General features: G+C 75.0%; 24 protein-coding genes and 1 tRNA gene. 15 read left to right on the top strand and 10 right to left on the bottom strand.

The window, feature by feature from the left end; genetic code table 11:
• The first annotated feature begins 63 nt into the window (after positions 1 to 63).
• The 4 genes from BLT39_RS07010 to BLT39_RS06995 all read left to right on the top strand — a co-directional run bounded on the left by BLT39_RS07010 (position 64) and on the right by BLT39_RS06995 (position 5,392).
• On the top strand, positions 64 to 642 hold the full coding sequence (locus BLT39_RS07010) for a MarR family winged helix-turn-helix transcriptional regulator (RefSeq protein WP_091060991.1): 579 nt from the start codon (positions 64 to 66) through the stop codon (positions 640 to 642).
• Positions 639 to 2,561: an MDR family MFS transporter gene (locus BLT39_RS07005; protein ID WP_091060988.1), complete on the top strand. Its 1,923-nt coding sequence runs from the start codon at positions 639 to 641 to the stop codon at positions 2,559 to 2,561. Before BLT39_RS07010 ends, BLT39_RS07005 begins: the two co-directional genes overlap by 4 nt.
• A 90-nt stretch (positions 2,562 to 2,651) precedes the next feature.
• Positions 2,652 to 3,566, top strand: a complete 915-nt coding sequence (locus BLT39_RS07000) for an alpha/beta fold hydrolase (RefSeq protein WP_091060985.1) — start codon at positions 2,652 to 2,654, stop codon at positions 3,564 to 3,566.
• A 35-nt stretch (positions 3,567 to 3,601) separates the two neighbouring features.
• Positions 3,602 to 5,392, top strand: a complete 1,791-nt coding sequence (locus BLT39_RS06995; protein WP_091060981.1) for an acyl-CoA dehydrogenase — start codon at positions 3,602 to 3,604, stop codon at positions 5,390 to 5,392.
• Positions 5,393 to 5,396: 4 nt separating this feature from the next.
• Here BLT39_RS06995 and BLT39_RS22335 read toward each other — a convergent pair whose 3' ends face one another.
• A complete protein-coding gene (locus BLT39_RS22335; protein WP_165640189.1) occupies positions 5,397 to 5,564 on the bottom strand; it encodes a hypothetical protein in 168 nt (55 codons plus the stop codon).
• A 199-nt stretch (positions 5,565 to 5,763) separates the two neighbouring features.
• Here BLT39_RS22335 and BLT39_RS06990 point away from each other — a divergent pair, with 199 nt between their 5' ends.
• Positions 5,764 to 7,224 (top strand): MFS transporter, encoded by a 1,461-nt coding sequence (locus BLT39_RS06990; protein ID WP_091060978.1) that lies wholly within the window; start codon positions 5,764 to 5,766, stop codon positions 7,222 to 7,224.
• On the opposite strand, the gene BLT39_RS06985 is transcribed toward BLT39_RS06990, so the two are convergent.
• Entirely contained in the window at positions 7,221 to 7,571 is a 351-nt protein-coding gene (locus BLT39_RS06985) for a winged helix-turn-helix transcriptional regulator (protein ID WP_091060975.1), read from the bottom strand. The genes BLT39_RS06990 and BLT39_RS06985 overlap by 4 nt on opposite strands.
• 80 nt (positions 7,572 to 7,651) lie before the next feature.
• On the opposite strand from BLT39_RS06985, the gene BLT39_RS06980 reads away from it, so the two are divergent.
• Both BLT39_RS06980 and BLT39_RS06975 read left to right on the top strand, forming a co-directional pair.
• Positions 7,652 to 8,305, top strand: a complete 654-nt coding sequence (locus BLT39_RS06980) for an FMN-dependent NADH-azoreductase (protein WP_091060973.1) — start codon at positions 7,652 to 7,654, stop codon at positions 8,303 to 8,305.
• 134 nt (positions 8,306 to 8,439) lie between these two features.
• Complete coding sequence (locus BLT39_RS06975; RefSeq protein WP_091060970.1) at positions 8,440 to 9,441, top strand: YihY/virulence factor BrkB family protein; 1,002 nt, start codon at positions 8,440 to 8,442, stop codon at positions 9,439 to 9,441.
• 3 nt (positions 9,442 to 9,444) lie between these two features.
• Here the strand turns inward: BLT39_RS06975 and BLT39_RS06970 are convergent, their stop codons facing one another.
• On the bottom strand, positions 9,445 to 10,194 hold the full coding sequence (locus tag BLT39_RS06970; protein ID WP_091060967.1) for an enoyl-CoA hydratase/isomerase family protein: 750 nt from the start codon (positions 10,192 to 10,194) through the stop codon (positions 9,445 to 9,447).
• Positions 10,195 to 10,265: 71 nt separating this feature from the next.
• Between BLT39_RS06970 and BLT39_RS06965 the strand changes: the two genes are divergently transcribed.
• From BLT39_RS06965 to BLT39_RS06955, 3 genes are read left to right on the top strand one after another with little or no spacing between them, the layout of a single operon-like run.
• Complete coding sequence (locus BLT39_RS06965; protein WP_091060963.1) at positions 10,266 to 10,967, top strand: IclR family transcriptional regulator; 702 nt, start codon at positions 10,266 to 10,268, stop codon at positions 10,965 to 10,967.
• Between the two features lie 52 nt (positions 10,968 to 11,019).
• Positions 11,020 to 12,036 (top strand): Rossmann-fold NAD(P)-binding domain-containing protein, encoded by a 1,017-nt coding sequence (locus BLT39_RS06960; RefSeq protein WP_091060960.1) that lies wholly within the window; start codon positions 11,020 to 11,022, stop codon positions 12,034 to 12,036.
• A 13-nt stretch (positions 12,037 to 12,049) separates the two neighbouring features.
• On the top strand, positions 12,050 to 12,259 hold the full coding sequence (locus BLT39_RS06955) for a hypothetical protein (protein ID WP_091060957.1): 210 nt from the start codon (positions 12,050 to 12,052) through the stop codon (positions 12,257 to 12,259).
• On the opposite strand, the gene BLT39_RS06950 is transcribed toward BLT39_RS06955, so the two are convergent.
• From BLT39_RS06950 to BLT39_RS06930, 5 genes are all read right to left on the bottom strand, one after another.
• Positions 12,192 to 13,355, bottom strand: a complete 1,164-nt coding sequence (locus BLT39_RS06950; RefSeq protein ID WP_242658217.1) for an NAD(P)/FAD-dependent oxidoreductase — start codon at positions 13,353 to 13,355, stop codon at positions 12,192 to 12,194. The two genes, BLT39_RS06955 and BLT39_RS06950, sit on opposite strands and share 68 nt — an antisense overlap.
• Complete coding sequence (locus BLT39_RS06945) at positions 13,352 to 13,576, bottom strand: helix-turn-helix domain-containing protein (RefSeq protein ID WP_091060951.1); 225 nt, start codon at positions 13,574 to 13,576, stop codon at positions 13,352 to 13,354. Before BLT39_RS06945 ends, BLT39_RS06950 begins: the two co-directional genes overlap by 4 nt.
• A complete protein-coding gene (locus BLT39_RS06940) occupies positions 13,576 to 14,052 on the bottom strand; it encodes a DUF2975 domain-containing protein (protein WP_091060949.1) in 477 nt (158 codons plus the stop codon). Before BLT39_RS06940 ends, BLT39_RS06945 begins: the two co-directional genes overlap by 1 nt.
• Positions 14,053 to 14,188: 136 nt before the next feature.
• Positions 14,189 to 14,261 (bottom strand) — tRNA-Lys (locus tag BLT39_RS06935).
• A gap of 12 nt (positions 14,262 to 14,273) precedes the next feature.
• A complete protein-coding gene (locus tag BLT39_RS06930) occupies positions 14,274 to 14,951 on the bottom strand; it encodes a carboxymuconolactone decarboxylase family protein (RefSeq protein ID WP_165640188.1) in 678 nt (225 codons plus the stop codon).
• An 18-nt stretch (positions 14,952 to 14,969) separates the two neighbouring features.
• On the opposite strand from BLT39_RS06930, the gene BLT39_RS06925 reads away from it, so the two are divergent.
• Both BLT39_RS06925 and BLT39_RS06920 read left to right on the top strand, forming a co-directional pair.
• Positions 14,970 to 15,473 carry a putative immunity protein gene (locus BLT39_RS06925; RefSeq protein ID WP_091060942.1) on the top strand — a complete coding sequence of 168 codons (504 nt, stop codon included), beginning with the start codon at positions 14,970 to 14,972 and terminating at the stop codon, positions 15,471 to 15,473.
• Positions 15,474 to 15,612: 139 nt separating this feature from the next.
• Positions 15,613 to 16,740 carry a glycosyltransferase family 2 protein gene (locus BLT39_RS06920; protein WP_091060939.1) on the top strand — a complete coding sequence of 376 codons (1,128 nt, stop codon included), beginning with the start codon at positions 15,613 to 15,615 and terminating at the stop codon, positions 16,738 to 16,740.
• 126 nt (positions 16,741 to 16,866) lie between these two features.
• Here BLT39_RS06920 and BLT39_RS06915 read toward each other — a convergent pair whose 3' ends face one another.
• Complete coding sequence (locus tag BLT39_RS06915) at positions 16,867 to 17,697, bottom strand: hypothetical protein (protein ID WP_131801430.1); 831 nt, start codon at positions 17,695 to 17,697, stop codon at positions 16,867 to 16,869.
• 205 nt (positions 17,698 to 17,902) lie between these two features.
• Here BLT39_RS06915 and BLT39_RS06910 point away from each other — a divergent pair, with 205 nt between their 5' ends.
• From BLT39_RS06910 to BLT39_RS06900, 3 genes are read left to right on the top strand one after another with little or no spacing between them, the layout of a single operon-like run.
• A complete protein-coding gene (locus BLT39_RS06910; RefSeq protein WP_091061801.1) occupies positions 17,903 to 18,340 on the top strand; it encodes a GtrA family protein in 438 nt (145 codons plus the stop codon).
• Positions 18,341 to 18,377: 37 nt separating this feature from the next.
• Positions 18,378 to 19,880 (top strand): metallophosphoesterase family protein, encoded by a 1,503-nt coding sequence (locus BLT39_RS06905; RefSeq protein ID WP_091060932.1) that lies wholly within the window; start codon positions 18,378 to 18,380, stop codon positions 19,878 to 19,880.
• An 18-nt stretch (positions 19,881 to 19,898) separates the two neighbouring features.
• Positions 19,899 to 20,219 carry a hypothetical protein gene (locus BLT39_RS06900; protein WP_091060929.1) on the top strand — a complete coding sequence of 107 codons (321 nt, stop codon included), beginning with the start codon at positions 19,899 to 19,901 and terminating at the stop codon, positions 20,217 to 20,219.
• 4 nt (positions 20,220 to 20,223) lie between these two features.
• Here BLT39_RS06900 and BLT39_RS06895 read toward each other — a convergent pair whose 3' ends face one another.
• Positions 20,224 to 20,877, bottom strand: coding sequence for an AMIN-like domain-containing (lipo)protein (locus tag BLT39_RS06895; RefSeq protein WP_091060927.1), 654 nt, complete (start codon positions 20,875 to 20,877; stop codon positions 20,224 to 20,226).
• Between the last annotated feature and the right edge of the window lie 82 nt (positions 20,878 to 20,959).

The raw sequence follows: 20,959 nt of genomic DNA, 5'->3' as shown, positions 1-20,959 counted from the left end.
CAACGAGTTGTACTGTCCAACCGTCCCGCGACCGCGGGTCACCCCTACCCGGGAGGAGCACGCATGACCGACTCCCTCCTCGCGCCGGATCTCGACGGGGTGTGCAGCCGGCCGGGCGACGTCTCGACGGTCTCCGACCAGATCTCGCGCCTGATGCGCGTCATCCACGCGCTCAAGACGGCCATCACCGCCGGCGGCGACTCCCGCGAGCGGGCAGCCCACGTGCTGCTGTTCCCGCTGCTCCGTCTCGGCCCGCAGCGCCAGGGCGCGCTCGCCGAGATGGTGCACGCCGACCCGTCCACGATCAGCCGGCACGTCGCACTACTGGTCGAGAACGGCCTGGTGCGCCGGGTGGCCGACGCCAGCGACGGCCGGGCCAGCCAGCTCGTGATCACCCCGGCCGGCGAGTCCGTGGTGGCCGCCATGCACCGCGAGCGCGAAGCCCTCTTCCACACCGTCACCGCCGACTGGTCCGACAGCGAGCTCGCCACCTTCGGCAGCCTGCTGGACCGCTTCGTCAGCGACCTCACCGACGCCCTGCCCGCGGTGGCGGCCGCCGCCCAGGGCACGCCCGCCCCCCAGAACCCTGCTGGCGCCGCCGGCGCGCAGCGGACCCGACCCACCCCCGAGAAGGACCGATGACCCAGACCACCGATCGCGCGGAGTCCTCCGCCGACCGTCGGGCCGCGGCCTCCGCGCCCGGCGCCGACGGCACCTTCACCCACCGCCAGATCATCACCATCCTGGTCGGGCTGCTGCTGGGCATGTTCCTGGCCGCGCTGGACCAGACGGTCGTCTCCACGGCCATCCGCACCATCGCCGACGACCTGCAGGGCTACGACCTGCAGGCCTGGGCCACCACGGCCTTCCTCATCACCTCGACGATCGCCACCCCGCTCTACGGGAAGCTGTCCGACATCTACGGCCGGCGTCCGTTCTTCCTGTTCGCGATCGCGGTCTTCGTGGTCGGCTCCGCGCTGTGCGGCATCTCGACCTCGATGTACGAGCTCGCCGCCTGGCGGGCCGTGCAGGGCATCGGCGCCGGTGGCCTGATGTCGCTGGCGCTGGCGATCATCGCCGACATCGTGCCGCCCCGTGAGCGCTCGAAGTACCAGGGCTACTTCATGGCCGTCTTCGGCACCTCCTCGGTGCTCGGCCCGGTCATCGGCGGCGCCCTCGCCGGCCAGGAGTCGATCCTGGGCCTGTCGGGCTGGCGCTGGATCTTCTGGGTCAACGTGCCGCTGGGCATCCTGGCGCTGGCCGTGGTCTTCAAGAACCTGCACCTGCCGCACACCCGGCAGAGCCGGCGCATCGACTACCCGGGCGCCATCACCCTGGTCGCGTTCCTGGTGCCGCTGCTGATCGTCGCCGAGCAGGGCCGCACCTGGGGCTGGGGCTCGACCAGCGCGGTCGTCTGCTACGCCATCGGTGCCGTCGGCTTCGTCGCCTTCGTGCTTGCCGAGCGGGCCTACCGCGACGACGCGCTGCTGCCGCTGCGCATGTTCACCAACCGCACGTTCTCGGTGAGCGCGGTCAGCTCGATCGTGGTCGGCATGGGCATGTTCGGCGGCCTGCTGCTGCTGCCGCAGTACCTGCAGATCGTGCACGGCTCCTCGGCCACCGAGGCCGGCCTGCAGATGATCCCGCTGGTGCTGGGCATCATGACCGGCGCGATGAGCTCCGGCATCGTGATCGGGAAGACCGGCAAGTACAAGAAGTTCCCGCTCATCGGCCTGGTGCTGATGATCGGCGCGCTGGTCTCGCTGTCCTTCGTCGTCGGCGCGGACACCAACTACTGGGTCATGGTGCCGTTCATGCTCGCCATGGGTGTCGGCCTGGGCTTCAACTTCCAGCCGATCATCCTGGCCGTGCAGAACGCCGTCAGCCCCCGCGAGATCGGCGTGGCCACCTCCTCGGTGACCTTCTTCCGCCAGATGGGCGGCACCCTGGGCACCGCGATCTTCCTCTCGGTGCTGTTCAGCTCGCTGCCGACCAACATCGGCAACGCCTACGCCGACGCCCAGTCCAGCGCGGCGTTCCAGCAGGCCGCGCAGGCCAACCCCGACCAGCTCCAGCAGCTGCAGGGCGCGGGCAGCGACCTGGCGGACACCTCCTTCGTCCAGCGGCTGGACCCGACCCTGGCCCTGCCGTTCAAGGACGGGTTCGCCACGTCGATCGACTTCGTGTTCCTGCTCGCCGCGGCCGCGCTGGTCGTCGGGTTCGTCGTCCTGTTCTGGCTGCCGCAGGTCGCCCTGCGCAACCAGTCCGGCGTCCAGGCCCGGCAGTCCGGTGCCGCCGAGGGCGCGCCCACCGCGGACGCCCCCACCGAGCAGCCGGCGACCGTCGCGGCGAACGCCGCCGGGGCCGCCGCGCCCACCTCGGTCGCCCCGACCTCGGCGACGACCGACACCGGCCGGCACGCCGTGGTGACCGACCAGCCGGCCGGCCGGCACGAGGACGTCGACGCCGACCACGGACGGCACGAGGGGGACGACGGCCGGCCCACCGGGCTGGACAGCATCCCCGCCGACCACCTGCCGGCGGGCCGCCCCAAGGACTGACGTCCACCCCGCAGCACCACCGCACCACCACCGCACCGCCCCCGCAGCGCAGCCGCTGCGGGGGCGGTCGCGTTCGGGCAGGGTGCGCCCATGGGTGATGTACTGTTCCCCGGCTTCGACGTGCTCGACCTCGACGTCGAGCACCGGCACGGCGGCACGCGGGTGCACGCGGTCACCGGGGGTGCGGGTCCGCCGCTGCTCCTGCTGCACGGCTACCCGCAGACCCACGCGCTGTGGGCCGGCATCGCCCCCGACCTGGCCCGCGACCACACGCTGGTCGTGCCCGACCTGCGCGGCTACGGCGACTCGGGCAAACCCGCCGACGCCGAGGACCACGCGCCGCACTCCTTCCGCGCCATGGCCGCCGACGCCGCCGCGCTGATGGCGCACCTGGGCCACGAGCGCTACGCCGTGGTGGGCCACGACCGCGGCGCCCGGGTCACCCACCGGCTGGCGCTGGACCACCCCGACCACGTCACCCGCGCCGCCGTCCTGGACGTGCTGCCGACCGCGCACGTCTACGCGCACGTCGACCGCCGGCTGGCCACCGCCTACTACCACTGGTTCCTCTACCTGCAGCCCGCACCGCTGCCCGAGAACCTGATCGCCGGCGACCCGACCGGCTACCTGCACAGCCTGCTCGGCGGCTGGGGCGGGCCGCTGGACGCCCACTCCCCCGCGCAGCTGGCGGAGTACGAGCGCTGCTTCGCCGACCCGGCCACCCGGCACGCGATGCTCGAGGACTACCGGGCCGGCGCCTCGGTCGACCTCGAGCACGACGCGGCCGACGCCGCCGCCGGCCACCGGGTCGGCTGCCCCCTGCTGGTGCTCTGGGGCGGGCGCAGCGTCGTCGGCACCGGGCCCGAGGACGTCGTCGCGGTATGGCGCGAGCGGGCCGAGCGCGACGACCTGGTGCAGGGGCAGGCGGTAGACGCGGGCCACTTCCTGGTCGACGAGGCCCCCGAGCAGACCCTGCGCGCGCTGCGGGCGTTCCTGGCGGCCTAGCCTCGGGGGCAGACACCGTCGTCGAGAGGTCCCCCATGCGCGCGTCCCTGGTCATGTCCCGTCGCGACCTGGACTTCCTGCTGCACGAGTGGCTGCAGGTCGAGCAGCTGACCAAGCGCGAGCGGTTCGCCGCGCACGACCGCGGCACCTTCGACGCGGTCATCGACCTGGCCGCGGAGATCGCCGTCGAGCACTTCGCCCCGCACAACCGCGCCGCCGACGAGCACGAGCCGCACGTGGTCGACGGCAAGGTCGTGCTGGTGCCCGAGGTCGCCGCTGCGCTCAAGGTGTTCGGCGAGGCCGGCCTGACCGCCGGCACCCTGCCCGAGGAGCTGGGCGGCCTGCAGCTGCCGCAGGTGGTGAGCAAGGCCGCCACCGTGTGGTTCCAGGCCGCCAACGTGGGCAGCTCGGCCTACCCGTTCCTCACCATGGCCAACGCGCACCTGCTGCTGGCGCACGGCAGCCAGGAGCAGATCGACACCTACGTGCGGCCGATGGCCGAGGGCCGCTGGTTCGGCACCATGGCGCTGAGCGAGCCGCAGGCCGGGTCGAGCCTGGCCGACATCACCACCCGCGCCGAGCGGCAGGAGGACGGCTCCTACCGGCTCACCGGCACCAAGATGTGGATCTCCGGCGGCGACCACGAGCTCAGCGAGAACATCGTCCACCTGGTGCTGGCGAAGGTCCCCGGTGGACCGGCCGGCGTGAAGGGCATCAGCCTGTTCGTCGTCCCCAAGTTCTTGCCCGAGGGGGACGGGATCGGCGAGCGCAACGACGTCGTGCTGGCCGGGCTGAACCACAAGATGGGCTACCGCGGGACGACGAACACCCTGCTCAACTTCGGCGAGGGCGTGCACCGCCCCGGCGGGCGCCCCGGCGCCGTCGGCTGGCTGGTGGGCGAGGAGAACCGCGGCCTGGCCGCGATGTTCCACATGATGAACGAGGCCCGCGTGGGCGTCGGGCTGGGCGCCACCGCCCTGGGCTACACCGGCTACCTGCACGCGCTGGACTACGCCCGGACCCGCACCCAGGGCCGACCCCCGGCCGGCAAGGACCCGCTGGCCCCCCCGGTGCCGATCGTCGAGCACAGCGACGTCAAGCGGATGCTGCTGGCGGCCAAGAGCTACGTCGAGGGCGGGCTGGCACTGGGGCTGTACTGCGCGAAGCTGGTCGACGAGGAGCAGACGGCGGAGACGCCCGAGGAGCGCACCGCCGCGCACACCCTGCTCGAGGTGCTCACCCCGATCGCGAAGAGCTGGCCCTCGCAGTGGGGGCTGGTCGCCGACGACCTGGCGATCCAGGTGCACGGCGGCTACGGCTACACCCGCGACTTCCCGGTCGAGCAGTTCTACCGGGACAACCGGCTCAACCCGATCCACGAGGGCACCGCGGGCATCCAGGGCCTGGACCTGCTCGGCCGCAAGGTGGTGGCCGGCGGCGGTGAGGGGCTGCGGCTGCTGGCGACCACCATCGGGGCGACGACGGCGCGGGCGGCCGGCACGGAGTGGGCCGACCTGGCCGCCGACGTGGACGCGGCCGTGGCCCGCGTGGGCGAGGTGACGGCGACGCTGTGGGGAGCCGGCGACCCGGACGTCGCGCTGGCGAACGCGACGGTGTACCTGGAGGCGGTCGGCCACGTCGTCGTGGCCTGGCTGTGGCTGGAGCAGGTGCTGGCCGCCGGCGACGCCGACGGGGACTTCTACGCCGGCAAGCGGGCCGCGGCCCGGTACTTCCAGCGCTACGAGCTGCCGCGGACGGGTCCGCAGCTGGACCTGCTGGCGAGCCTGGACCGGACGACGCTGGACGCCGACCCGGGCTGGCTCTGACCGGTCAGGCGGACAGCGACTCCGCGGCGGCGGCGTGCCGGCCACGGGGGACGGGAGCCGCGGCGGTGCGCTTCTCGGTCTCGTACCGGGAGGTGGACTGCGTCCCCATCGCGATCACCAGGGCGGTCAGCAGCAGGAAACCCACGAGGGTCACGACCGGCCACAGCAGCATCGGGTTGGTCTCCCCATCCTCTCGAGAACCCGGCGGTGGACCCGCCGGTACGTCATCCGTGACGTCCACTGCCCGCATCTTCGGCAACCGAACCCCGCATCACCCGGAACCCAGGTGAACATCCCGTAACAGTGCTCACAATTCCGGACGGCGTGGTCCCATTGCTGCGTCAGGCTACCGATGTGAACCCGGAGGTCCCGTGACCCGCGATGCCCCGCGCGCCGGGTTGCTGGTGCTGACCCTCTCGCTGGCGGTGACCACGCTGTCGCTGCTGCAGTCGCTGGTGGTGCCCATGCTCCCGGTGATCGGGCAGCAGCTGGGCGTGGGTGCGGGTGCGGCCGGCTGGGTGCTGACCGCGAACCTGCTCGCCGCCGCGGTGCTCACCCCGGTCATCGGCCGGCTCGGCGACACCCTCGGCGAGCGGCGGGTCGTGCTCGGCGTCCTGGTCGTGATCAGCGCGGGCACGCTGCTGGCGGTGCTGACGACGTCGCTGCCGCTGCTGCTGGTGGCCCGGGTGCTGCAGGGCGCCTCCTACGGGCTGTTCCCGCTGTCCATCTCGATCCTGCGCCGCGAGCTGCCCGCGGAGCGGCTGACCATCGCGATGTCCGTCGTGTCCAGCACGCTCGCGGTCGGCGGCGTCATCGGCCTGGTGGTCACCGGCCTGCTCACCCGCGACGGCGGCAACTACCACCGCCCGTTCTGGCTGGGCCTGGCCATCGCGCTGGTCGCCCTCGCCCTGGCCGCGTGGGCACTGCCCGACCGGCCGGCCAGCGCGACCGGCGGGGTGGACTGGTGGGGCGCCGTCGTGCTCGGCACCGGGCTGGTGCTGCTCCTCCTGCCGCTGTCGCAGGGCCACACCTGGGGCTGGGCGTCGCCGGCGACCCTGGGCTGCCTGGCCGGCGCGGTGGTCGTGCTGGCCGGCTGGGTGCTGCTGCAGCGGCGGCGCACCCACCCGCTGGTGCGGCCCCAGCTGCTGGCCGACCGCCGGATGCTGGTGCCCAACGTCGCCGGGCTGATGACCGGGTTCGGCCTGTTCGCCTCCTTCCTCGCCGTCACCCAGTTCGTGCAGGTGCCGGCCGCGGCGGGCTACGGGTTCGGGGCGTCCACGCTCGAGGCGGCGGTGGTCTACCTGCTGCCCGGCGGGGTCGTCGGCATCGTGCTGGCGCCCTTCGCCGGGCAGGTCGTGTCCCGCATCGGCGGGGAGACCACGCTGCTCATCGGGGCGGCCTCCGGGCTGGTCGGCTTCACCCTCTTCGCCCTCGCCCGGTCGGTGCCCTGGGTGGTCGTGCTCGTCGGGCTGCTCACCCAGCTCGCGGTCACCGTCGCCTTCGCCGCACTGCCGGCGCTGGTGGTGCAGGCCGTCGACCCGAGCGAGACCGGGGTGGCCAACGGGGTCAACTCCATCACCCGGTCGGTCGGCAGCGCCCTGGCCAGCGCGCTGATCATCACGGTGGTCGCGGGCTCCGCCGACGCGACCGGGCTGCCCTCGAACGGCTCCTTCACCGTGGTCGCCGTGCTCGGCGGCGGCAGCGCCCTGGTGACCGGGCTGGTCGCGCTGTGGGGCCGGCGCAGCTCCCGGCGCCGGCCCGACGAGCTCGCCGACGTCGAGCGGGCGACCGCCTGCGCCGGCGAGTGGTCGCCGGTCTCCGGGATCCGCTAGTCGGCCGTCGGGCAGCGCGGGGCGAGGTTCGTCGACGCCCAGTCGGCCAGCTGGTCGAGCACCGGGGACAGCGCCGCACCGGACGGCGTGAGGGCGTAGCTCACCCCGACCGGCGGGCCCGCGTCGACGGTGCGCTCGACCAGGCCGGCGGCGGCCAGCTCCGACAGCCGGTCGGACAGCACGGAGTCGCTGATCCCGCCGACGGCGCGGCGCAGCTCGCTGAAACTGGCCGGACCGGTGCTGAGCACCCCGATGACCAGGCCGTTCCAGCGCTTGCCCAGGAAGCCGAAGGCCTGGGCGAGGGCGGCGTCGCACGTCCGCGGGGAGTGCTGGACGTCGTCGCTCACGCCCCCCAGCCTACTCATGCTAGCTTCGTACCGGTCGCTCGTTTTTCCCTAGCGACCTCTACAGACCTAGCGAGGTAGCCATGTCCCTGTTCCGCCTGGACGCCAGCATCCGCACCGAGGGCTCGGCCAGCCGCGCCATCGCCGACATCGTCGAGGCCGAGTGGCGCGCCGGGAACCCCGACGCCCCGGTCACCCGCCGGCACGTGGGCACCGAGCCGCTCCCGGCCACCGCCTGGGCCGCCGCGGTGAACGGCTCCTACGCCCCGGCCGACCAGCGCACCCCCGAGCAGACCGAGGCGGTCGCCCTGGCCGCCACGCTGACCGACGAGCTGGTCGACGCCGAGGCGCTGCTGCTCGCCGTCCCGCTGTACAACTTCGGCGTCTCCCAGCACGTGAAGACCTGGGTCGACCTGGTCATCACCGACCCCCGCATGGCGCCCGGGCAGCAGCCCCCGCTCGCCGGCAAGCCCGCCGTCCTGGTCACCGTGCACGGCGGCAACTACAGCGCCGGCACGCCGCGCGAGGGCTGGGACCACGCCACCGGGTGGCTGCGCCGGATCCTGGCCGACGTCTGGCAGCTCGACCTGACCGTGGTCACCCGCGAGTTCACCCTGGTCGGGGTCAACCCCGCCCTCGACGAGTTCGCCGACCTGGCCGCGGACCTGAAGGCCTCCGCCGAGCAGGAGGCCGCCGAGCACGGCCGCCGGCTGAGCTCGGTCCGCACCTCGGCCTGACCCACCACGGCCTGACCGGGCGCCGGTCGGCGGGCGATCCCGTCGACCGGCGTCCGTTTCCGTTCCGGGATCGGGGGCAGGGAGGAGGCCAGCGGGAGCAAACCGCGTCACCTGCGAGCCGCCGGAGTGCTCCGATGTCCAGCAGCAACCGGGGCGCCCCGCCCCGCGACGAGAAGATCTCCGCGGGCGGTCGGGCCGACCACGCCCCGACCGGCGCCGACCCCAAGGCCACCACGGGCGGCACGCTCAAGCGGCTGGTCACCGAGACCAGCGAGGACAACCTCACCGACTGGGCGGCCTCGCTCACCTACTACTTCGTGCTGGCGATGTTCCCGGCGCTGATCGCGCTGGTCTCGATCGTCGGGCTGGTCTTCGACCCCCGGCAGATCACCGACGCGCTGACCCAGATCCTCGACCAGGTCGCCCCGGGCACCGCGTCGCAGACCTTCTCCGGCGTCATCGAGCAGGTCGCCGGCAGCACCACCACCGCCGGTTTCGGCCTGGTCATCGGCCTGGCCGGGGCGCTGTGGTCGGCGTCGGGCTACGTCGGGGCGTTCACCCGCGCGGCCAACGTCATCTGGGAGACGCCCGAGGGACGGAAGTTCTACGTCCTCAAGCCGCTGCAGCTGCTGGTCACGCTGATCGGCATCCTCTTCGTCGTCGTCATCGGCCTGGCCGTGGTGGCCACCGGCCCGCTGACCGACGCGGTCGGCAACGCCCTGGGCCTGGGCAGCACCGCGACCACCGTGTGGGACATCGCCAAGTGGCCGGTGATGGTCGTGCTGGTCGCGATCATGATCGCGGTCCTCTACTACGCCACGCCCAACGTGCGGCTGCGCGGCTTCCGCTGGGTCTCCCCCGGCGCGGCCTTCGCCCTGGTCGTCTGGCTGGTCGCGTCGGCGCTGTTCGCCTTCTACGTGGCCAACTTCGGCAGCTACAACAAGACCTACGGCGCGCTGGCCGGCGTCGTCGTCTTCCTGGTCTGGCTGTGGATCACCAACCTGGTGCTGCTGGTCGGCCTGGAGCTCGACGCCGAGCGCGAGCGGACCGTCGAGCTGCGCGAGGGCGTGCCCCGCGCGGACAAGGAGATCCAGCTCGACGCCCGCGCGGAGCCCAAGGACCAGCGGACGACGTAGCGCCTAGCCCCGGTCGGCGGACCGGCGCATCGACCACATCTGCGCCGGCCGCTCGAACTGGGTCGCGATCTCCCAGGAGACGTGCGGCGGGCCGGTCTCCTTGCGGAAGTTGGCCACCGCGACCCGGGCGAGTTCGGGGTCGGCGGCCACCCGCGCGGCCAGCTCCCGGGCGCGCGGCTCCACGTCGTCGGCGGGCAGCGACGCCCAGGCCAGGCCGAGCTCGGCGGCCCGGGCGCCGCTGACCTCCTCGCCGAACAGCGCCATCGCCGCGGCGGCCTCCCGGCCGATCAGCCGGGACAGGATGACGAAGTGCCCGCCGCCGGGGTGCAGCCCGCGCTTGAGGAAGCCGCAGATCAGCCGGGCGTCGTCGGCCACCACCCGCAGGTCGGCGGCCAGCAGCATGTTCATCCCGGCGCCCACGGCCGACCCGCGGACGGCGGCCACCGTGGGCACCCGGACCTGGCCCAGCCGGTAGAACGAGTCGTAGATGGCGCCCATGCCGTCCCAGGCGGGCCCGGCGGCCGGGTCCTGGCCGGCGTCGAGCAGGGTCTGCACGTCCCCGCCGGCGCAGAAGCTCCGGCCCACCGCGGTGAGCACCAGCGCCCCGACGTCGTCCCTCCCGTCGACCTCGTCGAGCACCGCGATGAACTCCGCGGCCATCGCCGGGGTCAGCGCGTTGCGGCGGTCGGGGGCGTTGAGGGTGACGACGGCGACGCCGCCGTCCACCTCGAGCAGGACCTCGCTGTCAGCCATGCCGCTGATCAGACCACGACCGGTCGGTGACCGCGTGGTTCGATGTGCCCACCGAGAGCGGAGGGGGACGGGTGGCCGACGACGAGGTCCCCGACGTCCCCGACGTCCCCGCCTCGCAGACGCTGGACCGGGGCATCCGCGTGCTCGAGCACCTCGCCACCACCCGGACCCCGCAGTCGATCGCCACCGTCGCGGCCGCGGTCGGCGTGCACCGGTCGGTCGCCTACCGGCTGCTGCGCACCCTGGAGGCCCACCGGCTGGTCGAGCGGGACGCCGAGGGCAGCTACGGCGTGGGCCTGGGCGTGGTCGGGCTGTCCCGGGCCGTGCGGCGCACCCTGCAGGCCGCGGCGACCCCCGAGCTGGCCCGGCTGGTGCAGGAGCTGGGCATGACCGCGTTCCTCGTCGTCCGCGACGGCGCCGAGGCGGTGACCGTCAACGCCGTCGAGCCGCGCGACTCCCCCGCCCACGTGGCCTTCCGCCCGGGCAACCGGCACCCCGTGCACCTCGGCGCCACCGGTCTGGCACTGCTGGTCCCGGAGCCGCCCGCCGACGACGACCGCGCGGAGCTGGTGGCCGCGCGCGCCCGGGGCTGGGCGTCCTCGCTGGGCGAGGTGATCCCCGGCATGCGGGCGGTCGCGGCGCCGGTGCGGCGCCCCGACGGGTCGGCCGCGGGCGCGCTGGCGGTCATCTTCGTGGACCAGACCGTCGACGACGCCGAGGTCGGCGCCGCGCTGGTGACCGCGGCCGACCGGGTGTCCCACGCGCTGGGTTGAGCCCCCCGGACGCCCGGGTAGGCGGCCGCGACCGCCGACGAGGGGAACCGCCGTGCACCTGCTGGTCCTGGGCGGTGGTGGCTTCCTGGGCCACCACGCCGTCACCGCCGCGCTGGGCCGCGGCCACCGGGTCACCGTGCTCAACCGGTCCGGGGAGAGCTCGGTGGAGAACGCGGTGGTGCTCACCGGCGACCGGGACGGCGACCTGTCGGCGCTGGGGTCGGGCACCTGGGACGCCGTGCTGGACACCTTCACCGACCCGCGCCCCGGCTCGCCGGCGGTCCGCCGCACCGCCGAGCTGCTCTCCGGGCGGGTGGGCACCTACGGCTACGTGTCGGGGATGAGCGTTTACGCCCCGGCGGGCCCCGCCGTCCCCGACGAGTCCGCACCGGTGCGCAGCGCGGGCACCGAGGCCGACGACGACCCGCTGCAGGAGCGGTCGCTGGCCAAGCTGGCGGCCGAGGAGCTGCTGGGGGACGTCTTCGACGGGCCGGTGCTGCTGCCGCGGGTGGGCATCATGGTCGGCCCGCGCGACCCCTCCGACCGGTTCAGCTACTGGCCGCTGCGGTTCGCCCGGGCGCGCGCCGGCACGAGGGAGGGCCCGGTGCTGGTGCCCGGCGACCCGTCGCGGCCGGTGCAGTACAGCGACGCCCGCGACGTCGCGGACTGGGTCGTGGCGATGCTGGCCGAGGGCGCCTCGGGCACCTTCAACGCCGTGGGGCCCGGCCGCCGCGAGACGCTGGGCGAGGTGCTGGACGCCTGCCTGGTCGCCGCCGGGGCGCGCCCGGGTGACGTCGAGCTGGTGTGGACCGACGAGGACTGGCTGCGCGGGCAGGTCACCGACGTCCCCGAGGAGCACCGTCCGCTGTGGTTCCCCGAGGACCAGATCCCGCAGGACGCGGTCGACAGCTCGGCCGCGCTGGCCGCCGGCCTGGCGTTCCGCCCGGCCGAGGAGACCGCCCGCGACACCCTGCAGTGGGCCTGGGACCACGCGCTGTCCGACGGCCTGGCGGCCGGGCTGACCGCGGAGCGGGAGAAGGAGCTCATCCGGGCCTGGCGGTCGCGCTGACTACCGTGCAGGCATGACCGAGCCCGCCGAGGACACCCCGCAGCCCGCCAAGACCCCGGTCTGGTGGACCGCGGTGCCGGTGCTGGTGGGCGCCTACGCGGTGTACGGCCTGGCCCGGGGCGACACCGGCTCGATCTGGCCGTGGGGCGACATCGTCATCCTCGTCGTCGCCCTGGTGCTGCTGGCGGTCGTGCTGGCACCTCGGCTGCGCGGGCGTCGCTGACCGCGTCGGGGAACGAGCGGTCCCCGAACAGCACCGCCCCGGCCAGCGCCCGCCCCGGCGGGGTGGCCAGCAGCGGGAACCCGGCCTCGACCAGCCACGGCGAGCGGACGGCGGCCAGCCCGTGCCGCAGGCCGAGCCGGCCCCGGAAGGCCTTCCGCAGCGCGGCGCCGTCGTAGCCGGCCGGTGCCGCACCGGTGCGCAGCGCGGTGTCCAGCACGTCGACCGCCTGCGCGGCCTGGCGCAGGCAGGGGTCCAGGCCGCCCGCGGTGAGCGGGGAGACCGCGCCCGAGGCGTCACCGACCAGCAGGCCCTCGGGGGAGCTGATCCGGCGCAGCAGGCCGCCGACCGGGATGGGCCCGCCGCGGCGCTCGGCGTCGACGGGCACGGCGTGGTGCAGGCCCGGCGCGGTGGTGGTGGTCCGGCGCAGCGCCGCGGCCAGGCCCTGCGGGTAGCGGTCGGGGTAGCCGGCGGTGCCGACGTGCACGTGCTCGCCGTCGTCGACCACCCAGGCCAGGTAGCCCGGCGCGAGCACCGGGTCGAGGACGCAGTGGAAGGCCGGCGGGCGGTCGTGCCGGGTGACGGCGAACACCACCTCGGCGCCGACCAGCAGGTGACGGTTGCGGTCCAGGCCCAGCTCGGCGGCCACCCGGGAGCGGGCGCCGTCGGCCCCGACCAGGAAACGGGCGCGCACGGTGCGGTCGCCGTCCGGGCCGGCCAGCCGCCAGCCGTCGCCGTCCCGGCCGAGGAAGCGGGTGGACAGCGCGATCCGGACGCCGGCCTCGACGGCGTCGCGGGCGGCGGCCAGGTAGAGGCCGGCCATGTCGCCGACCCGGTACTCGGTGCGGGGGCTGTCCAGGGTGACCGCGCGGCGCCCCGAGGGCGGGTGCAGCACCACCCGGCTGATCGGGGGACCGAGGTGGGCCTCGGGCAGCGGGAAGTCGGCGAGGGTGCGGGCCACGAAGATGCCGGTGGTGCGCACCGCGCCGTCCAGCCGGGAGCGGCGGTCGACCAGGAGGACGTGGTGGCCGCGGCGGGCCAGGCCGGTGGCGGTGTGCAGGCCGGCCAGTCCGGCGCCGACGACCAGGACGTCGGTCACGAGAGGACCTCGGCGTCCTCGTCGACCCACTCGAGCAGGTCGCCGGGCTGGCAGTCCAGCACCCGGCAGATGGACTCCAGAGTGCTGAACCGAACGGCCTTGGCCCTGCCGTTCTTCAGGACGGCGACGTTCGCGGGGGTGAGGCCGACCTTCTCGGCGAACTCGCCCACGCCCATCCGGCGCTCGGCGAGCAGCACGTCGATGCGCACGACGATCGGCATCAGATGACCTGCTCGAGGTCGGCGCGCAGCTCGGTGGCCTGGCGCAGCAGCGAGCGGAGCACCAGGACCACCAGCTCGACGACCACGATGCCGAGCAGCACGACGAACAGCAGCAGCGGCACGCCCGGGTCGGTGGCGTTGTGCCCCACCAGCAGGAAGCCGGCGGCGAACACCGCTCCCCCGCCCGCGGTCGCCCGCACGACCACGTCCACCCAGCGCAGCGCGTCGGGGGTGAAGATCCGGTCGCGCTCGACCATGCCGAGCAGCTTCCAGGTGGCGACCAGCACGACCTCGAAGCCGAGCAGCGTGCCGCCGGCGACCAGCGTCAGCGGCCAGCGCAGCCAGGCCAGCTCGGCGTCCACGCGGGCCATGTACGCGAACTGGCCGGGGAAGGAGAACAGCTGCAGCACCAGCACGACCCCGAACAGGGCCACCAGGAAGACACGGAGCAGCGGGACCACCCGCAGACGAGGCATGCATCGACAATCGATGGATAACTATCGAATGTCAATAGCACACGCCGCGCGCCCGTGATCACCCCGGGTCCACCGCTGCCATCCGCAACGGGAGACCGCACCTCGGCCGGGGTGATCACCGGCGGCACCTCGTGGGTGGGCCCCGTGGGGATCGAACCCACAACCCGCGGATTAAAAGTCCGCTGCTCTGCCAGTTGAGCTAGAGGCCCGGTGGCGCGAGCCTACGGCGCGGCCGCCGGGAGGACGGCGTCCAGCACGGTGACCGCGGCGCGCACCCGGGCCAGGCCCACGGCCGGCACCAGGGCGGTGAGGACGCCGAGCAGGACGGCGCGGTCGTGGCCGGCGTCGACGGCGTCGCCCAGCTGCTCCTCCAGCTGCGCCGGCTCGGCCCCGAGCCCGACGAGCAGCGCGACGGTCACCAGCGCGCGGTCCGCCGCGTCCAGCCCGCCGCGGCCGAGCACGTCCCGGTGCAGGTAGCCGGTGACGTAGCGGTCCAGGTGGGCGGTGTCGCCGGTCGTGGCGGCTGCGGCCGGGGGCTCCGCCGGTGTCCCGGCCTGCTCGGGCAGCGGCAGCTGCACGCCCCGTCGGCGCAGCAGGTCGTTGGTCGCGCGCAGCACGTCGGACACCGTCGCGTACCCCACCCACGGCACCGCCTGGTAGACCAGCTCCTTCAGCTCCACCGGCGTCAGCACCGCGTCCAGTGCACCGTCGGCGAGCACCTCGAAGCGGGGTGTGCCGTTCGCGCCCACGACCGACGCCAGCCGCACGAGCTGCCGCACCCGCGGGGTGAGCACGGCGCAGTCGGCGTCGACCTCGTCGCGCACCCAGGCGTTGAACTGCTCGACGAAGACGGGGTCTGACTCGTACAGGGCGGGATCTGCCCCGGGGGTGGCGGTCACGCAGGCATCATCGGGTCCGTGATCCTGCCGCCGGTGCGCGACCCCCGGCTGGTCACCGTGCGCCGCGGCGGGGCGCTGTCCGACGAGCACCACCACCTGCTCGCGTTGTGGGCCGCGGCCTGCGCCGAGCGGGTGCTGCCGCTGTTCACCGCCGAGCGCCCCGATGACGCCCGCCCCGCCGAGGCGCTGGCCGCCGTCCGGGCCTGGACCCGCGGCGAGCTGCCGATGATGGTCACCCGCGCCGCCGGCGGGCACGCCATGGGCGCGGCCCGCGACCTGCGCGGTGCCGCCCGGTTCGCCGCCTACGCCGCCGGCCAGGCCGCCGTCGTCGCGCACGTCGCCGAGCACGACCTGGGCGCCGCCGCCTACGCGATCAAGGCGGTCCGGGCGGCCGACGGGCTCGACGCCGGACGGCGGGAGCGGGACGCACAGCGCGACCTGCTGCCCGCCGCCGTCCGGGACCTGGTGCTGGAGGACCAGCAGCGCCGCGACGCCCTGTGCTGGTCGGTCTTCACCGCCTGATCACCCAGCGTGGTCGCAGGACCGGCGATCACCCGTCCGGGGTCGCGCGCGCACCGATCGAGGGATGCCGGGGCCACGCAGGGTCACCTAGCGTCGTCCGGGTCCCCGCGCACGTCCTGCAGGAAGCGAGAGCCCCCACATGCCCGGCAAGCACCCGGTCTCCCCGACCCGGCCGCTGCTCCAGGGCCGTGTGCTGCCCCCGCGCCCCCGCCTGCTGACCCGCCTGAGCCGTCACCGTGCGCAACCGGCCGCGGCGCACACCGCCCGGCTGCTGGTGCTGGTCCCCGCGCAGGACGCGGAGGCGACGATCGCCGCGACGCTGCGCTCGTTGCAGGCGCAGACCCGGGTCCCCGACCGCGTCGTGGTGCTCGCCGACGACTGCCTCGACGACACCGAGCAGGTCGCCCGCGGGTTCGAGGGCGTCACCGTCATGCGCACCGTGGAGAACCCCGACGGCCGCGCGGGCGCGCTCACCGCCGGCTGGCGCCGCTTCCGCACCGGCGCCGACCTGGTCGCCGTGGTCGACGCCGACACCGTGCTCGCCCCCGACTGCCTCGAGCAGCTGGAGCGCACCCTCGCCGGCCGGCCCGGCGGCGTCGTCGCCCGCTACGGCGTCGACCAGGAGCTCGGCTCCACCCCGGTCGCCCGGCGGCTGGTCCGCCGCGACCCGGCCGAGCTGGCCGACTGGACCCTCGGCGCGCTGCGCGGGGAGCGCGCGGAGTACGCCCTGGACGGCCAGGTCGGGCTCTTCGACTCCGCCGCCCTGCACGCCGTCACCGCCCGCCGGGACACCCCCGGCCCGTGGGACCTGCTCGACGGCGACCCCCAGTTGATGCGCGACCTGCGCCGCGCGGGCGCCCCGACCTCGACCGCGCCGTCCGCCCGGGTGCACGCCGGGCCGGTGCTGACCGTGTCCGCCCTCGCCCGCCGCCGCCGGGTCCGTGCCGAGCGCGACGCCCTGGCGCTGCGGTCCGGCGACACCCGTCGGCTGCGGCGCGCCCGGCTCGCCCTCCTGGTCGCCGCCGCCGCCCGGCTCGGCCTGCTGGCCCTGCTGGGGGTCGCCCTGGTCGCCGGCGCCCCGCTCTGGCCCTGGCTCGTGGTCGCGGCCGTCGCGGCGGTGGCCGGCGGGGTGCGGGCGTGGCGGCTGCCGCACCGCGCCCCGGCCGACGTCGTCGCCGGTGCCCTGGTGGTCCCCGGCGAGGTCGACCTGTGGCTGCGGGTCGGCTGCACGGCGGCCGGCTGGGCCCGCGCCCTGCGCGTCCCCTGACCAGGGGTGGCCGGCCCCCTCCGGTCACCCCTCCTGCCTGCGCCGCGGCCCCCCACCGCGGTCGCGGGTGCACGACCCCGACCCCGGACGCGCCCTCCCCCCTGAGGTGCGTCCGGGGCCGGGCCGTCACCGGCAGACGCGGTCGACCAGCGCCTGCAGCTGCCCGCGCTGGGCGTCGGACAGCGGCAGGTCGACCACCGCGGTCTCCCCCGCCGCCTCCACGGTCAGCGGGAAGACGAAGGGCTTCTTGGTCTCGGCCAGCACGTGCGGGTCGCAGCTGGCCAGCCCGACGGTGATCGGCACCGCGAGCTCCTGCTCGTCGGCGGCGAGGGTCACCGGCAGGTCCGGCGCGGCCGGCTCGAGCAGCACGCTGCGGCCCAGCGCGTCGACCCGGACGTCGCCGCCGTCGTCGACCCGGGTGAGGACGACGGTCCCCCGGACGCCGTCGCCGTCGTCGGTGAACCCCTCCACCGCGATCGCCACGTGCTGCGCCAGGCGCTGCGCGGCGCACTGCTCCCCGGCGACGAGGTCCAGCGCGTCGCCGTCCAGCGGGACGACGACCTCCTCCGGACCGGCGCCGCGGTCCAGCTCGACCCGGGCACCGACCGGGTGCACGTCGGCGGCGCAGTCGACCGCGCCGACGGGCACCGGCAGGTCGATGGTGCGGCCGGGCGCGTAGGTCGCGGTCCGCGGGGACATCGGCTGCTCGGCGAACGCGGCGCTCACCAGCCCCACCGCCGTGACGGTGAACGGGTCCCCACCGGTGTCGGTCAGCCGCACCTGCACCTGCCCGCCGACCGCGTCGTCGGTGCGCAGCCGGACCACCTCCCCGGAGATGCCGGGGACCTCGTCGAAAGCGGGGACCGGGGTGGGGCTCGCCGCAGCCGGGACGCGGTCGGCCGAGCAGCCGGCCAGCAGCAGCCCGAGGACGACGACGGTGACCGGCACGCCCCTCATGCCGGCACCCTAGGACCGGCGCGGCAGTTGTTTGTGACAACCATCACCGGGCTAACGTCAGGCACCGGGAATGCACAGCCGGATCACCGGTTGGACCCGAAGACTGTGGGCAGACGCAACCATCTGCCCTGGATGACCGGAGACCCACGTGACCTGCGCGACCCTGCTCCACCGCCCCCGTGCGGAGGACGCTGACCGGTCGCGGTTGGGCACCCTCCTGGCGGGGCTGCGCGACGGCGAGGACGGCCGCTCCCAGTTCGCCCGCTTCGTCTTCGTGGGCGCGGTCTCCAGCGCGCTCTACGCCCTGCTCTTCCTCGCCCTCGACGGCATCGGCGACCAGCCGGCGAACCTGGCCGGCGCCATCGGGTCGACGCTGCTGGCCAACGAGCTGCACCGCCGGCTGACCTTCCACGCCGACGGCCGGGTCGGCTGGTTCACCGCGCAGTGGGAGGGCGGCGGGCTGGCCGCGATCGGCCTGGTCGCCACCTCGCTGGCGCTGGCCGGTCTCGACCAGCTCACCGGGGACGCGTCCTGGGAGCTGCAGGTGCTGCTCATCGGGGCCGTGACCGGCGCGATCGGGCTCGCCCGGTTCGTCGCCCTGCGCGCCTGGGTGTTCACCGCCCGGGCCCTCAGCCGCCGCTGACCAGCGCCGACGGGCGGCCGCTCGTTACCGTCGTCCGGTGACCGAGCCCGCGGACGCCGCACCCGAGGAGGACGGGACCGGCCGCCGTCGGCTGCGCGCCGTGGTGCGGTGGTCCCAGCGGGTCGTCGTGGCGGTCGTCGGTGCGACGCTGGGCATCGCGCTGCTGGGCCACGTGCAGGCACCGATCGGCCCCTTCGACGCCACCGTCGCCTTCACCCCGGCCCCCTCGGGCGGCGCCGAGGTGGAGATCCCGCCGCTGGGCTCGCTGGCGGTCGACGCCTACGACGGCCCGCTGCGGCTGGACGTGCAGCTGCGCCGCGTCGACCAGGCCCGCGCCCAGGCACTGGCCACCGACCCCAGCCAGCTGGACGGCGTCGTCGACCGGGTCAGCGAGGACCTGCGCGCCGCCGTGGCGGAGCTCGCGTGGACCACCGCCGGGGCCGGCGTCGGCGGCGCCCTGGTGTTGTCGCTCGTCGTCTTCCGCCGCCGCCGCGAGCAGTGGGTCGCCCTGGGCCTCTCCTCGCTGCTGCTGGCCGGCACGGCCGGCCTCGGTGCGGCGACCTGGCGACCCGAGGCGCTGTCCCAGCCGACCTACACCGGCCTGCTGGTCAACGCCAACAGCCTGATCGGCTCGGCCCGCGACATCGTCGCGCGCTACGACGCCTACCGGGCCTCGCTGGAGGACCTGGTCAGCAACGTCAGCACGCTCTACTCGGCGGTCTCCACGCTGCCCGACCCCAGCACCACCGGCGACAGCGTGACCCTCCTGCACGTCTCCGACCTGCACCTCAACCCGGCCGGCGCCGACCTCGTCAGCCAGGTCGTGGGCCAGTTCGACGTCGACGCCGTGCTCGACACGGGGGACGTCGTGGACTGGGGCAGCCCGGTGGAGAACCAGACCTTCGGCTGGATCGGCGGCCTCGGCGTCCCCTACGTGTACGTGCGCGGCAACCACGACTCCGCGGTCACCGCCGCCGCGGTCGCGGCCCAGCCCAACGCCGTCGTCCTCGACGACAGCTCGACCACCGTCGCCGGCATCACGGTCGCCGGGGCGCCGGACCCCCGCTTCACCCCGGACAAGGACGGCGACGAGGACGGCGAGACGCTCGAGCAGTCCGGCGAGGAGCTGGCCGAGTACATCGCCACGCTGGACGAGCCGCCGGCCATCGCGATGGTCCACGAGCCGCCGCAGGCCGACCCGCTGGACGGCGTCGTCCCGCTGGTGCTGGCCGGGCACACCCACGAGCGCGACGTGTCGGTGCTGGAGGACGGCACCCGGCTGATGGTCGAGGGCTCCACCGGCGGGGCCGGTCTGCGCGGGCTGCAGGGCGAGGACCCCACGCCGCTGAGCTGCACCGTGCTCTACCTCGACCCGGCCACCGGCGAGCTGACCGCCTACGACGAGATCACCCTCGGCGGGCTGGGCCAGTCCGAGGTGACCATCCAGCGCACCTACGTCGACCCGCTGCCCACCGGGGACGGCGAGGAGCCCGCGCCGACCGACGAGCCGGTGCAGGGTCCCGCGCTGCCGACCCCCTGACCCCTACCGTGACCGGGCATGACGTCCCTCCGCGCCGCCCGGTTCGCCGTCCCCCTGCTCGTCGCCGCCGCGGCGGTGGCCGGGTGCTCGCTCAGCTCCGACAACGTCTCCTGCTCGGGCAACTCGTGCACCGCGACGCTGAGCGGCGAGGGCTCCGAGGCGTCGATCCTGGGCACCTCCCTGGTGTTCGCCGGCACGCAGGACGGCCGGGCCACCCTGTCCGTCGGCGACGCGGAGGTCTCCTGCGCCACCGGCGAGAGGGTCAGCGCCGGCCCGCTGTCGCTGACCTGCACCAGCGTCGGGGACGACTCGGTGGAGCTGACGGCCTCGCTGGGCTGACCCGCTACTGCTGGACGTCGACCACCACGCGGGTCGGGTTGCTCAGCGCGAACACCCGGAAGGGCCGCTCGGCGGTGAGCCCCACGTAGGCCAGCGCCTGCCCCTCGAAGACCGAGTCGTAGTAGACGCCCTGCACCGGGTCGGTCGCGGTGGCCACGTAGCCGACCGTGGCCTCCTGCACGTCGGGTGCCTCGTAGGGGTTGGTGATGCCGGTGAGGGACACGCGCAGGTAGCTCCCCGGAGGCACCTCGAGCGGGCTGCCGCTGCCCTCCTGGGTGGGGGTACCGGTGTAGGCGACGTCCCACCCGGGGGTGGCTGTCCCCGAGAGGTCGAACACCGTGCGGGTGTAGCCCTCCTGCTGCTGGACGCGGATGCCGGTCACCACCGTCGGGCCCTCCCCCGCGACGGCCTCGCCGGTGTCGGCGGCGGTGTCGGCCGGGAAGGCAGGCGCGGCGGAGGCGCCGGGCTCCGCACCGGCCGTGGGCCCGGTGCTGGTGGCCGGGGCCGCGGACGTGCCGGACGCCGAGGAGGACGTGCTCGCCCCCGCCGTGGCCGACGCGGTGCTGGAGGCCTCGTCGGTCCCGCCACCGCCGCAGCCGGCCAGCAGCACGAGCGCGGACAGCGGGACGGCGGCCAGGTGGCGGGCTGCGGAGCGCATGCGCCCAGGGTGGCAGTCCCGGGCGCCCGGGCGGGACAGCGGCGCGGCCGCGTTTCGCCGGGGCCGCGACCGGGGACGGCTG

This window comes from Klenkia brasiliensis (genome assembly GCF_900100695.1).
In the GTDB taxonomy this organism is placed as follows: Bacteria; Actinomycetota; Actinomycetes; order Mycobacteriales; family Geodermatophilaceae; genus Klenkia; species Klenkia brasiliensis.
This window is presented reverse-complemented; position numbering and strand designations above follow the sequence as displayed.